Source organism: Dickeya fangzhongdai (genome assembly GCF_002812485.1).
Taxonomy (GTDB): Bacteria; Pseudomonadota; Gammaproteobacteria; order Enterobacterales; family Enterobacteriaceae; genus Dickeya; species Dickeya fangzhongdai.
Genome location: NZ_CP025003.1, coordinates 208383 through 221896, shown reverse-complemented (window position 1 = coordinate 221896; position 13514 = coordinate 208383). Strand labels below are relative to the sequence as shown.

Below are 13514 nucleotides of genomic sequence, written 5' to 3'. Positions count from 1 at the left end.
TGCTTACCTCTTTACTCAAAAGGAATTCATGTGACACGTTCATCAGGAACCGTCAGGCTCCTGATGAGGCGCTTGTTCAATGGGTGCAACTGCTCAACGAGTACTACGCCAGCCGATAATCCAGGCCACAAAACCGGCGGCAATTAGGCCAGCCGGTACGATATCGGCCTCTACCTTACTGACCAACAGTATCGTCCCGCTCAACAGCAGCGTCGCCCCGACACCCAGCATATAACGGGCCCGACCATGGCGGGTGCGTTGTGTCCGCAGCTCGCTGGTCAACAGCTCCATGTTCTGCTTCAGCATCTTATGCTGGCGTAAACCGTCATAGAACAATTCGGGAATCTCAGGCAGTTTTTCCACCCAAAACGGCGCTTTCTCTTTAAATGCGCGCAACATGGCGGGCAATCCAACCTGATCCTTCAGCCAGGTTTCCAGAAAAGGCTTGGCCGTCTTCCACAAATCCAGTTGCGGGTAGAGCTGGCGCCCCACGCCCTCAATGTACAGTAACGTCTTCTGCAGCAGCACTAGTTGGGGCTGCACTTCCATATTGAAGCGACGCGCCGTATTAAAGAGGTTCAATAATACATGACCGAAAGAAATTTCTGCTAACGGCTTTTCAAATATTGGCTCGCACACGGTACGGATGGCGAATTCGAACTCTTCTACATTGGTATCTTGCGGAACCCAACCGGAGTCTACATGCAGCTCGGCGACGCGGCGGTAGTCGCGGTTGAAAAAGGCGATAAAGTTCTCCGCCAGATAGCGCTTATCGTTTTTATTCAGCGAACCGACAATACCGCAGTCAATGCCGATATATTGCGGGTCTTCCGGATGCTCGTAGCTGATGAAGATATTGCCGGGATGCATATCGGCATGGAAGAAGCTGTCGCGGAACACCTGGGTGAAAAAGACTTGCACGCCGCGCTCGGCCAGCAGCGGCATATTGATGCCGTGCCGCTTGAGCGCCTCGATATCCGACACCGGAATACCGTAAATACGCTCCATTACCAGCACTCGTTCGTTGCAGTAATCAGAGTAGATTTCCGGCACATACAGCATCGGGCTATTTTCAAAATTGCGCCGCAACTGGATGGCGTTGGCGGCTTCACGCAGCAGATTCAGTTCATCCAGCAACGTTTTTTCATACTCGCGCACCACTTCGCGCGGCCGCAGACGACGCCCGTCCGGCAGCAGAATCGGCAGCCAGCCAGCCAGACGATTCATCAACCGCATATCCGCCTTGATGACCGGCAGAATATCCGGACGAATGACTTTGATGACGATGTCTTTGCCGGTGGTTTTCAGCCTGGCGGTGTGCACCTGAGCAATCGACGCCGAGGCCAGCGGTTTGGCGTCAAAATCATCGAACCAGGTTTCCAGTTTTCCGCCCATCGACATCTCGATCTGCCGACGGGCCAGCTCGCCGTCAAACGGCTCCACCTGATCCTGCAGCATCGCCAGTTGGTCGGCGATAGCGGGGGGAAACAAGTCACGGCGGGTCGACATCATCTGGCCGAACTTGATCCATACCGGACCCAGCTCTTGCAGCGCCAGACGCAAACGCTCGCCCAATGGTTTGTCCTTGTGGCGATTCGGCAACCAGAACCAAAGGCAACGCCAAAGACGCAACGGCGTCGTCAGAGGAATACGCGGAATCAGCTCATCCAGACCATAACTCAGCAGCACCCCGATAATCCGGTACAGCCGCAGCAATTCTCCCGGCGTCATGGCGATCCCTCCAGTTTTGCCAGCCGGCGGGACAGGGTTTCCGCCGACTGCGCCAGAGCGTCCACTTCATCGGCAAACCACAGCCCTTCCAGTTTGCCCGGCGCCAGACGCCACTCTTCGGTCACCGTTTCCGACAACGCCTGCTGCTGGCGGCACGCCGAGCGCATTAGCGCCCCGGCCACGTTGCCGACCGCCTGACTCAGCCCTTGCGCCACCACATCGCCCAGCCAGGGCGACAGCCACTCCGCCGGGTCAAACTCCGCCAGATCCAGCAAGGTGACAAACTGCTGCGCAACCTGAATGTCGCCTTCCAGCACCAGCTCGCCACTACGCATCAACGCGGACAATTGCTGCCGGTCGCGCAGTTTCACCAGCGCCGACAGGCGGGTCTGCAACAGGCAATCCGGCTGCGCCGACCACTGACTCATGACATCGAGACGGTACTCGGAGAAAACCAATACCAGCGGCGTATCCAGCTCCGCCACTTCAACTCGCAACGTTTTTCCGTGCAAACGCTGACGGGCGGCTTTCATGCTCCGGTCGCGGAACAACAGCTGGTTGAGCGCTGTTTCCAGTGCCGCCGTCAACACAGGCATTATCAACATGGGAGTATCCAACTCAGAATTTAAATCCGCGATGCAACGCCACGATACCGCTGGTCAGATTGAAGTAATCCACACTGTCAAAACCGGCATCGACCATCATCCCTTTCAGAGTTTCCTGATCCGGGTGCATACGGATAGACTCCGCCAGATAGCGGTAGCTGCCGGCGTCGCTGGCTATCATTTCGCCAATGCGGGGCAGCACATGGAAAGAGTAAGCATCGTATACCTTGCTTAACGCTTTCACGGTTGGCTTCGAAAACTCCAGTACCAGCAGGCGACCACCAGGCTTCAACACCCGATACATGGAACGCAGCGCCTTCTCTTTTTCGGTTACGTTACGCAACCCGAACGAAATAGTGATGCAGTCGAAAAAGTTATCCGGAAACGGCAGGGCTTCGGCATTGGCCTGAACATAGCTGACATTGCCCACCACACCGTGGTTGCGCAGTTTCTCGCGTCCTACTTTCAACATCGACGCGTTGATATCCGCCAGCACCACTTCGCCTTCATCCCCCACCAGACGGGAGAATTTAGCGGTCAGGTCGCCGGTGCCGCCAGCCAGATCCAGCACGAGCTGGCCGCGGCGCACACCGCTGCATTCGATGGTAAACCGTTTCCAGATGCGGTGAATGCCAAACGACATCAGATCGTTCATCAGGTCATATTTGGCCGCCACAGAATGAAAAACACCCGCGACCATGGCTTCCTTATCGTCTTTAGCCACCGTGCGAAAACCAAAATGTGTCGTTTTTTCCGAATCGTCTACCATGTTATCCGCCTGCTTTTTCAACTTCAGGATCGTGTTACCTATTAATGGGTAGAGAGTGTAACAGACCCCGCCCAAAAGCGACCGCCCTTCTTTTCACCCTATACATCGAACCTGATCAACATCATACCGCCGTGCCGTTGTGCACATCATCCGTACCGCATTCAGCCGCATCGTCATCCAGATCCTGCGACAGCGCGGGCAACTCATCATACGCCAACGGTTCGTCTTGCATTACAGGCACGTTGACCGGCCGCTTAATCTCCACCCCCAGCGCACGAAACCCTTCGGCCTGACCGATCAGGTTGCCACGCCCGGACACCAGCTTTTTCATCGCCTGACGGTAACTGGCCTGCGCTTTGTCCAGCCCCTGCCCCAGCGCGGCCATATCGTCAACGAACAAACGCAGTTTGTCATACAGCCGGGACGCCCGTTCGGCGATCAGTTGCGCATTGCGGCTTTGCTGCTCGTAACGCCAGAGATTGTTAATTGTCCGTAACGCTACCAGCAAAGTCGTGGGGCTGACCAGCATAATATTGTGACGCAGTGCCTCGGTAATCAGATCAGGCTGGCGGTCGATCGCCACCAGAAACGCCGGCTCGACCGGGATGAACATCAGTACATAGTCGAGCGAACGCAACCCCGGCAGTTGCTGGTAGTCTTTACTGCCCAGCAGCCGGATATGATTGCGGATGGACAGCAGATGCTCGTTTAGCGCCGCCGCCCGCTCGACCTCGTTGTCGCTGTTGAAATAACGCTCATAGGCCACCAACGACATTTTGGCGTCGATGACTACATCCTTGCCGTGCGGCAGCCGGACTATCACATCCGGTTGCAGGCGACTGTTGTTGCCGGTTTGTACGCTGACCTGGGTGTCATACTCATGCCCTTCGCGCAGCCCGGAGCTTTCCAGCACCCGACTTAACACCACCTCTCCCCAGTTGCCCTGGGTTTTGTTGTCCCCTTTCAACGCATTGGTGAGGTTGATGGCTTCCTGCGCCATACGGGCGTTAAGCTGTTGCAGGTTACGGATCTCATGGGCCAGCGTGTGTCGCTCCTTCGATTCGGCGCCAAAGCTCTCCTGCACCTGACGGCGAAAACCGTCCAGTTGTTCGCGTAGCGGCGTCAGCAGCTTTTCCATGCTCTGCTGATTTTGCTGGTCCACTTTGTGCCCGCTCTGTTCAAAGATGCGATTGGCAAGGTTTTCAAACTGGGTGGACAACCGCTGTTCGCTGTTCATCAGCAACCGCTGCTTTTCTTCCGCCGCCAGCCGGGTTTCTTCAAGGCGGATCGTCACTTCGCGCAGTTCCGCTTCCTGTGCGCCGTTGGCTTCGCGCAGCGCACGCAGCTCCTGATTAAGCTGAACGCACTCTTCCCGCAGCTCCGCCAGTTGCCGCAACTTTTCCTCGCCAGCCGCCAGTTGGCCGTGCAGCATACGCAGTTCCTGCGTCTGCTGATCCAGCCGCTGCTGGTCCTGCCGTCGCATCTGCTGGCTTTCAATCAGCTGTTGGCGCGCCTGTTCCAGCGCCTGCTGTTGCAACTGTAATTCGGTGTCATGCCGCGCCTGACGCTGTTGCTGCCACAGGCTGGCAGCCAGCCAACCCAGCAGCAGGCCGACCACGCCGCCGCCGACGCCATAAAACAAGGAGATCTCCACACCGCCTCCGGGTTATGAGTACCACTGCCCGCCAAGGTAAAATGAGGCTGTATATATGTCCAGAGGTGACGTGAGAAATCGGCCGAAAAAGCCGCTGTCAAACGAGAAAATGCGAGCCGACTTCAGAAAGCGGGCGGCAGAAAAAACAAAACCGGCCCTTGAGCCGGTTTTGGAATTTATCGCAAGGATTACGCCAGACGCTGTTTTGCGTCGGCGATGGCGCGCGCGACCTGTTGCGGCGACACCCCGCCCTGCGCGGCGCGTTTTTCCAGACAGGACTGCAACGACAGCACCGGATACACATCGTCTTCGATCACGGCGCTGAACTGTTTGAGATCCGCCAGCGACAACGCTTCCAACGCTTTGCCCTGACGAATGGCCTCCACCACCGCTTCACCGACGATGTGGTGCGCTTCACGGAACGGCACGCCTTTGGCGACCAGATAGTCGGCCAGTTCGGTGGCGTTGGCGTAGCCCTGCTGCGCCGCTTCCTGACAACGCGGACGTTTCACCTGAATGCCTTCCAGCACCAGCGCCGCCATCATCAGGCAATCGTGCCAGGTGTCCAGCGCGTCGAACAGCCCTTCCTTGTCTTCCTGCATATCTTTGTTGTACGCCAGCGGCAGGCCTTTCAGCGTCACCAGCATGCCGGCCAGCGCGCCCTGCACCCGTCCGCATTTACCGCGGATCAGCTCCAGCGCGTCCGGGTTCTTTTTCTGCGGCATCAGCGAGGAGCCGGAGGTCACGCGGTCGGACAGTTCGACAAACGCCGCTTCGCCGCTGTTGAAGAAGATCAAGTCTTCAGCGAAGCGCGACAGGTGCACCATGCCGATGGAGGCGTCAGACAACAGTTCCAGCACGTGATCGCGATCGGATACCGTATCCAGACTGTTGCGTGTCGCCGAGGCAAAACCCAGCCAGCCGGCCAGTTGCTCGCGGTCGATAGGATAGGCGGTGCCTGCCAGCGCGCCGCAACCCAGCGGGCTGACGTCCAGGCGCTTGAGCGTGTCTTCCAGACGACTCTCGTCACGCGCGAGCATTTCATGATAAGCCAGACACCAGTGGGCGAACGTTACCGGCTGCGCGCGCTGCAAATGGGTATACCCCGGCATCACCGCATCCTGATTAGCCTCGGCGGTAGCGACCAGCGCGGCGCGCAGATGACGGATCGCCTGCGCCAGTTCGCTCACCTGCGCCTTGCACCACAGTTTCAGGTCGGTAGCGACCTGATCGTTACGGCTGCGCCCGGTGTGCAGTTTCTTGCCCAGATCGCCGACTTTCTCGATCAGTTTCTGCTCCACCCAACTGTGGATGTCTTCCGCGTCGCTTTGCAGGATAGCGTCGGGATCCGCCTGCACCTCTTTCAGCAGTGCGTTGAGCGCCAGCTCCAGTTGCTGCTGTTCCTGAGCGCTCAGTACGTTCACCGTCACCAGCGCCTTGGACCAGCCGATGGATCCGATGATGTCCTGCTCCGCCAGACGGTAATCAAACCGCAGTGAATCGTTGAACTGTTTAAAACGTTGATCTGCCGCCTGCGTGAACCGTCCGCCCCACAAAGCCATAACTACACTCCCGGTATCTCTGATAAAGGCGGGCCGACTCCTGTCCGCCCCGCCGTTGAACTGCTCGTATTTCTCCGGCGGTTGTCGCCGGGAGAAAACGTGATTGATGCTCGCGGCTTACGCCAGAATACGGGTGCCGATGGACACGCCGTTGAACAACGCCGGCAACTGCTCGGCGTGACGCCAGCTGGCGATATCCACCGGACGTCCCAGCGCGCGCGCCGCGTCCAGCGCCGCATTAACCTTGACGATCATGCCGTCGGTAATAATGCCCTGCGCGATCAGTTCTTCCGCTTTGCCGGCGGTCATTTCCGCGATGCGCTGACCTTTGCCGTCCAGAATGCCGCTGACATCGGACAGCAGGATCAGGTCGGCGCCCAGCGTCTGCGCCAGCGCGGTGGCGGCCTGATCGGCGTTGACGTTCATCAGTTCGCCGCCGGCAGTGATGCCGATGGAGCTAATGACCGGCAGATAACCGGCATTCAGCAGGGTGTTGAGCAACGCCGGAGAGCCGACTTCGGCTTTACCCACGTGCCCCAGTTCGTCGTTCAGTTGCGTGACCACCGTGCTGCCGCCATCCGCCAGACTCAGGCCAACGGCGTTGATGCCGTGACGAATCGACCAGGCCAGCAGGGTTTTGTTGGCGGAACCGGCCAGCGCGCCGGTAATGATGTCGATCTGATCGGCGGGCGTCACGCGCAGGCCGTTCTTCTTGACCACCGGCAGCGACAGTTTCTTCATCAGGTCGTCCACCAGACAACCGCCGCCATGCACGATCACCAGCGGGCGCTGATGCTGCTGACGGTAGGTCACCAGCGCGGTGAACAGGCGCTCCAGCGCCTCTTCGCTATCCAGTAATACGCCGCCTAATTTGATAATTAACGGATTCATCGGTCTTTGCGCCTCAGGGTGTCATCAGAGTAAGGATTGGGTTTCAGGGAAACCGAAGCGAATGTTCATGCACTGCACAGCCTGCGCCGCCGCGCCTTTGAGCAGGTTATCTTCGGTGGCGACCACGATCAGGTGCTCGTCCTGCACCGCGAAGCCGATGTCGCAGAACGGCAGACCGACCACCGATTTCAGCGCCGGTACGCCTTTCTCATACAACCGCACCAGCGGTTTGTCATGGTAGGCGTTGTGGTAAGCTTCCGCCACGTCCTGCGCGGTAACGCCCGGCTGCAGGCGGCAGGTGATGGTCGCCAGAATGCCGCGCGGGAAATTGCCCAGATGCGGGGTAAAAATCACCGGAATGCCGAGATGGGTGGCGATTTCCGGATGATGGCGATGATTGAAAATGCCATACGGCTGCAGGCTGACTTCACAAAAGCTGTTGGTCATGCTCGCTTTACGGCCAGCGCCGCTGACGCCGCTGGTGGCGTCGATCACCGGCCACTGGTTCGGGTTCAGCAAGCCGCCTTCCACCAGCGGTTTCAATGCCAGCTGGGACGCGGTCGGGTAGCAACCCGGCACCGCGATCAGCTGCGCCTGTTTGATGCTGTCCGCCTGCCATTCCGCCAGACCGTACACCGCCTGCGCCAGCCAGTCGGCGTGCTGATGCTCGAAACCGTAGTAACGGGTGTAGAATTCAGGATCCTGCACGCGAAACGCGCCGGAAAGATCGAACACGGTGCAGCCGGCTTTCAGGAACTGCGGCGCCAGATCGTGGCTCACCTTGTGGTCGGTGGCCAGAAACACCACGTCCACGCCTTTGGCGGCGTCGGCCACGTCGGTCAGCGGCTGCACCGGCAAGTCAATAATGCCTTTAAGCTGGGGATGCAGGTCGGAAATGCGTTTTCCCGCATCAACACTTTGCGCGGAAACCGCCAAAGCGGTTATGTTCATCTGCGGGTGACGGTTCAGGTACAGGGCCAGCTCAGCGCCGGTATAGCCACTTGCACCAACGATCAACGTATTCAGCATGAGTTCGGTATACCTTTATTGCCAGATAGGTGGAACAGGAAGCAGGCTCATCAGCGCGGCCACGCCGTTCACCCACAAAAGCCAGAAGAAACGATTATGCGACAATCTCGTATCGCCGCACAGCTTATGATTTCATTTCGCCTGGCATTATTGTATTTTTATTCACAATAAATGCATGAATATTGATACTATCCTAACCCAGAGGCTGTCAACAGTGAAGATGAATTTACCCCCTTTTATGGAGCTGTACCGGGCATTGATCGCCACCCCGTCCATCAGCGCCACCGAGCGCGCCCTGGATCAAAGCAATGAGACCTTAATCAACCTGTTGGCGGGATGGTTTAGCGATCTGGGTTTTCATGTCGACGTGCAGCCGGTACCCGGCACCTTTAATAAATTCAACCTGCTGGCCCGACTGGGAGAAGGCAGCGGCGGGCTGCTGCTGGCCGGCCATACCGACACGGTGCCGTTCGACGACGGCCGCTGGACGCGCGACCCGTTCACCCTGACCGAGCACGACAACAAACTCTACGGGCTCGGCACCGCCGACATGAAAGGCTTTTTCGCCTTTATTCTCGATGCGCTGCGCGATGTGGATGCCGGTAAGCTGACCAAACCGCTGTACATTCTGGCGACCGCGGATGAAGAAACGACGATGGCAGGCGCCAAGTATTTCTCCGAATCGACCGGCATTCGCCCGGACTGCGCGATTATCGGCGAGCCGACGTCATTGCAGCCGGTGCGCGCCCACAAGGGCCACATGTCGAATGTGGTTCGTATTCAGGGCCAGTCCGGCCACTCCAGCGACCCGTCGCGCGGCGTCAACGCCATCGAACTGATGCACGAAGCCATTTCCGAACTGATGGTGCTGCGCAACACGCTGCAAGAGCGCTATCACAACCCGGCGTTCCATATCCCTTATCCGACCATGAACTTTGGTCACATTCATGGCGGCGACGCCGCCAACCGCATCTGCGCCTGCTGCGACCTGCACATGGATATCCGCCCGCTGCCGGGCATGACGCTGAGCGATCTCAACGGTCTTATGAGCGAAGCGCTGGCGCCGGTCAGCGAACGCTGGCCCGGCCGTCTCACCATCAGCGAACTGCATCCGCCGATTCCGGGTTACGAGTGCCCGGCGGATCATCATCTGGCGCAGGTGGTGGAAAAACTGGTGGGGCAGCCGACCGATGTGGTGAATTACTGCACCGAAGCGCCGTTCATTCAGGAACTGTGCCCGACGCTGGTGCTTGGCCCCGGCTCCATCAATCAGGCGCATCAGCCGGATGAATTTATCGACATGTCGTTCATCAAACCGACGCGCACGTTGATTACCGAGTTGGTGCATCACTTCTGCCAGCACTGATTTCGTGTTCTGGCGTTGCCCGGCTGTGACCGCCGGGCAACATTGCCATTGCCGCCGAAAAAAACTCTGCACGCATCCAACCGGCTACCCGCCTCTTTTTTATTGTCTTCTTGCCGCCTTCTCATTGCCGTTCTTGCTTTCGCCGCCGCTATAAGATAAGCGTCACTTATCGGCAAGCTTTTGTAATTAAATTTCACAAATTGCCTTTGCACCGGTTAAACAGGTACAACTGTAGGGATTAAAGGACGTTCATTGACGAACAATGGCGAACGTGGCTAGATAACAGACAGTAACCACACAATTTTTGTGTGTAATAAATTTACAAAATCAAGAGATGGGTCAGGGTAACTATGAATGAACAATATTCCGCCATGCGGAGCAATGTCAGCATGCTGGGTAAATTGCTCGGCGACACCATCAAGGATGCGCTGGGCGCCAATATCCTTGAGCGTGTTGAAACAATCCGCAAGCTGTCCAAAGCCTCGCGAGCCGGCAGCGAAACACACCGTCAGGAACTGCTGACCACACTGCAGAACCTGTCCAACGAGGAACTGCTGCCGGTCGCCCGCGCGTTCAGCCAGTTCCTTAACCTGACCAACACGGCGGAGCAGTACCACAGCATTTCTCCGCACGGCGAGGCGGCCAGTAACCCGGAAGCGCTGGCGACGGTGTTTCGCAACCTGAAAAGCCGCGACAATCTGAGCGACAAGGACATCCGCGACGCGGTGGAATCGCTCTCCATCGAGCTGGTGCTGACCGCGCACCCGACCGAAATCACCCGCCGCACGTTGATCCACAAACTGGTTGAAGTGAATACCTGCCTCAAGCAGCTCGACCACGACGATCTGGCCGACTATGAACGCCATCAGATCATGCGCCGTCTGCGCCAGTTGATCGCCCAGTACTGGCATACCGATGAAATCCGCAAAATCCGCCCGACGCCGGTGGACGAAGCCAAGTGGGGCTTCGCGGTGGTGGAGAACAGCCTGTGGGAAGGGGTGCCGGCGTTCCTGCGCGAACTCGACGAACAGATGGACAAGGAACTCGGTTATCGTCTGCCGGTGGATTCGGTGCCGGTACGCTTCACCTCCTGGATGGGCGGCGACCGCGACGGCAACCCGAACGTGACCGCTGAAGTCACCCGCCGCGTACTGCTGTTAAGCCGCTGGAAAGCCGCCGATCTGTTCCTGCGCGACGTACAAGTACTGGTGTCCGAGCTGTCGATGACCACCTGTACCCCGGAGCTGCAACAGCTGGCGGGCGGCGACGAGGTGCAGGAACCCTACCGCGAGCTGATGAAAACGCTGCGCGCGCAGTTGACCGCCACCCTGAACTATCTGGACGCGCGTCTGAAAGGCGAGCAACTGGTCGCGCCCAAAGATCTGCTGGTCACCAACGAGCAGTTGTGGGATCCGCTGTACGCCTGTTACCAGTCGCTGCATGCCTGCGGCATGGGCATCATCGCCGACGGTCAGTTGCTCGACACCCTGCGCCGGGTACGCTGCTTCGGCGTGCCGCTGGTGCGTATCGACGTACGGCAGGAGAGCACCCGTCACACCGACGCGCTGGCGGAAATCACCCGCTATCTGGGGTTGGGAGACTACGAAAGCTGGTCGGAATCCGACAAACAGGCGTTCCTGATCCGCGAGCTTAACTCCAAGCGTCCGCTGCTGCCGCGTCAGTGGGAACCCAGCGCCGACACGCAGGAAGTGCTGGAAACCTGCCGGGTGATCGCCGAAACCCCACGCGATTCCATCGCCGCCTACGTGATCTCGATGGCGCGCACCCCGTCCGACGTGCTGGCGGTGCATCTGCTGCTGAAGGAAGCCGGCTGCCCGTACGCGCTGCCGGTGGCGCCGCTGTTCGAAACGCTGGACGACCTGAATAACGCCGACAGCGTCATGATCCAGTTGCTCAACATCGACTGGTATCGCGGCTTCATTCAGGGCAAACAGATGGTGATGATCGGCTATTCCGACTCCGCCAAAGACGCCGGGGTGATGGCCGCCTCCTGGGCCCAGTACCGCGCGCAGGACGCACTGATCAAGACCTGTGAGAAATACGGCATCGCGCTGACGCTGTTCCACGGTCGCGGCGGCTCCATCGGCCGCGGCGGCGCGCCGGCTCATGCCGCGCTGCTCTCCCAACCGCCGGGAAGCCTGAAAGGCGGCCTGCGCGTCACCGAACAGGGCGAGATGATCCGCTTCAAGTTCGGTCTGCCGGAAGTCACCATCAGCAGCCTGTCGCTCTACACCTCCGCTATTCTGGAAGCCAACCTGCTGCCGCCGCCGGAACCGAAGCAGGAATGGCATCACATCATGAACGAGCTGTCGCGCATTTCCTGCGACATGTACCGCGGCTACGTGCGGGAAAACCCGGACTTCGTGCCTTATTTCCGCGCCGCCACGCCGGAACTGGAACTGGGTAAACTGCCGCTGGGGTCGCGCCCGGCTAAACGCCGACCGAACGGCGGCGTGGAAAGCCTGCGCGCCATCCCGTGGATTTTCGCCTGGACCCAGAACCGCCTGATGCTGCCCGCCTGGCTGGGCGCCGGCGCCGCGCTGCAAAAAGTGATCGACGACGGTCACCAAAACCAGCTGGAAGACATGTGCCGCGACTGGCCGTTCTTCTCCACCCGCATCGGTATGCTGGAGATGGTGTTCGCCAAGGCCGACCTGTGGCTGGCGGAATACTACGATCAACGGCTGGTGGAAGAGAAACTGTGGTCGCTCGGCAAACAGCTGCGCGAGCAGTTGGAAAAAGACATCAAGGCGGTACTGACCATCTCCAACGACGACCATCTGATGGCTGACCTGCCGTGGATCGCCGAATCCATCGCGCTGCGCAACGTCTACACCGACCCGCTCAACGTGTTGCAGGCGGAACTGTTGCACCGTTCGCGTCAGCAAGACACTCTGGATCCGCAGGTAGAGCAGGCGCTGATGGTCACCATCGCCGGCGTCGCCGCCGGGATGCGCAATACCGGCTAATGACCCACCAACACAAACCGGGAGCAATAGCTCCCGGTTTGTTACTGCAATCGTTCACGACCTCACGCCAGATACTTATCCCGCAGCCCTTCCCGCACCGACGCATCCAGTCCGTAATCCTGCTCCAGCCAGTTATCCACCGAGCCATGTCGTTCACGGATAGTATGCAGCGCGGTCACCAGAAACTCTTCGCGGGCGGAAAGCACGAAATCAAAGCGCTTCAGCGCCTTTTCACTCAGGCTCGACGCCAAATCTTCCAGCAACTGGCGACGGAACGGAATCAGGGTGGATTCGGTGATCAGATAATCTTCCATAACCGTTTGTTCATCCGCGCCCAGCGCGAACAGCACCAGCGCGGAACCAATGCCGGTACGATCCTTGCCCACCGCGCAATGTTGCACCAGCGCGCCATCGTCAGGCTGGCGCAGCAACGCCACCAAATGCTGGTAGGCCGGATTGCCGAACGGCAGGCGACGGTACAGTTCCAGCATAAAAGCGCGGGAATCGAACGCTTCGAGTTTTTCCGACCCCAGCGTTTCCAGGCTGGCGGTCACTTCATGCCGTAGCGGATTGGCGGGAACCTGATGATAACGGGCGCCGGACCACAGCCGGTCGGGCCGCAGCGAGGCTTCATCCTGATCGCGATAGTCCACCACGTGCGCCACCGGCACGCTGGCGAGATGGTCGATGTCACGTTCACTCAGCATGTCCAGCGCGCCGGAGCGAAACAGCCTGCCGCGCCGGACTTGCCGCCCGTCTGCCACGCGGATCCCCCCCAAATCACGGAAATTGACGCCGCCGTCAAGCGGAAGCAACGAGGGATGCAGTAATGAGGTTAAAGTCATATTTTTCCCTGTAGTTCTCGATATTTAGTTACCGATAATTCGTTATCGATACGGAGTTATCAATGCTGAATG

General features: G+C 58.7%; 10 protein-coding genes. 2 read left to right on the top strand and 8 right to left on the bottom strand.

Annotated features, from left to right (window positions below; genetic code table 11):
• Positions 1-93: 93 nt before the first annotated feature.
• The 7 genes from ubiB to argC form a co-directional block, all read right to left on the bottom strand.
• Entirely contained in the window at positions 94-1731 is a 1638-nt protein-coding gene (gene ubiB, locus CVE23_RS00995; RefSeq protein WP_038920541.1) for a ubiquinone biosynthesis regulatory protein kinase UbiB, read from the bottom strand.
• Positions 1728-2336: a ubiquinone biosynthesis protein UbiJ gene (ubiJ, locus tag CVE23_RS00990; protein ID WP_038920542.1), complete on the bottom strand. Its 609-nt coding sequence runs from the start codon at positions 2334-2336 to the stop codon at positions 1728-1730. The genes ubiB and ubiJ overlap by 4 nt, the downstream gene beginning before the upstream one ends.
• Positions 2337-2349: 13 nt before the next feature.
• Positions 2350-3105 carry a bifunctional demethylmenaquinone methyltransferase/2-methoxy-6-polyprenyl-1,4-benzoquinol methylase UbiE gene (gene ubiE, locus CVE23_RS00985; RefSeq protein WP_100848691.1) on the bottom strand — a complete coding sequence of 252 codons (756 nt, stop codon included), beginning with the start codon at positions 3103-3105 and terminating at the stop codon, positions 2350-2352.
• 121 nt (positions 3106-3226) lie between these two features.
• Positions 3227-4759 (bottom strand): DNA recombination protein RmuC, encoded by a 1533-nt coding sequence (rmuC, locus tag CVE23_RS00980; RefSeq protein ID WP_100848690.1) that lies wholly within the window; start codon positions 4757-4759, stop codon positions 3227-3229.
• Positions 4760-4947: 188 nt separating this feature from the next.
• The gene (argH, locus tag CVE23_RS00975; RefSeq protein ID WP_100848689.1) at positions 4948-6321 is read right to left on the bottom strand and encodes an argininosuccinate lyase; all 1374 of its coding nucleotides are present in this window, start codon (positions 6319-6321) and stop codon (positions 4948-4950) included.
• Positions 6322-6438: 117 nt separating this feature from the next.
• The gene (gene argB, locus CVE23_RS00970; protein ID WP_038663426.1) at positions 6439-7212 is read right to left on the bottom strand and encodes an acetylglutamate kinase; all 774 of its coding nucleotides are present in this window, start codon (positions 7210-7212) and stop codon (positions 6439-6441) included.
• A gap of 24 nt (positions 7213-7236) precedes the next feature.
• A complete protein-coding gene (gene argC, locus CVE23_RS00965; protein ID WP_038663429.1) occupies positions 7237-8241 on the bottom strand; it encodes an N-acetyl-gamma-glutamyl-phosphate reductase in 1005 nt (334 codons plus the stop codon).
• A 214-nt stretch (positions 8242-8455) separates the two neighbouring features.
• Between argC and argE the strand changes: the two genes are divergently transcribed.
• On the top strand, positions 8456-9607 hold the full coding sequence (argE, locus tag CVE23_RS00960) for an acetylornithine deacetylase (protein ID WP_100848688.1): 1152 nt from the start codon (positions 8456-8458) through the stop codon (positions 9605-9607).
• 350 nt (positions 9608-9957) lie between these two features.
• A complete protein-coding gene (ppc, locus tag CVE23_RS00955; RefSeq protein ID WP_049855334.1) occupies positions 9958-12597 on the top strand; it encodes a phosphoenolpyruvate carboxylase in 2640 nt (879 codons plus the stop codon).
• 62 nt (positions 12598-12659) lie between these two features.
• On the opposite strand, the gene CVE23_RS00950 is transcribed toward ppc, so the two are convergent.
• Positions 12660-13442 (bottom strand): tyrosine-protein phosphatase, encoded by a 783-nt coding sequence (locus tag CVE23_RS00950; protein WP_038920546.1) that lies wholly within the window; start codon positions 13440-13442, stop codon positions 12660-12662.
• Positions 13443-13514 lie beyond the last annotated feature (72 nt).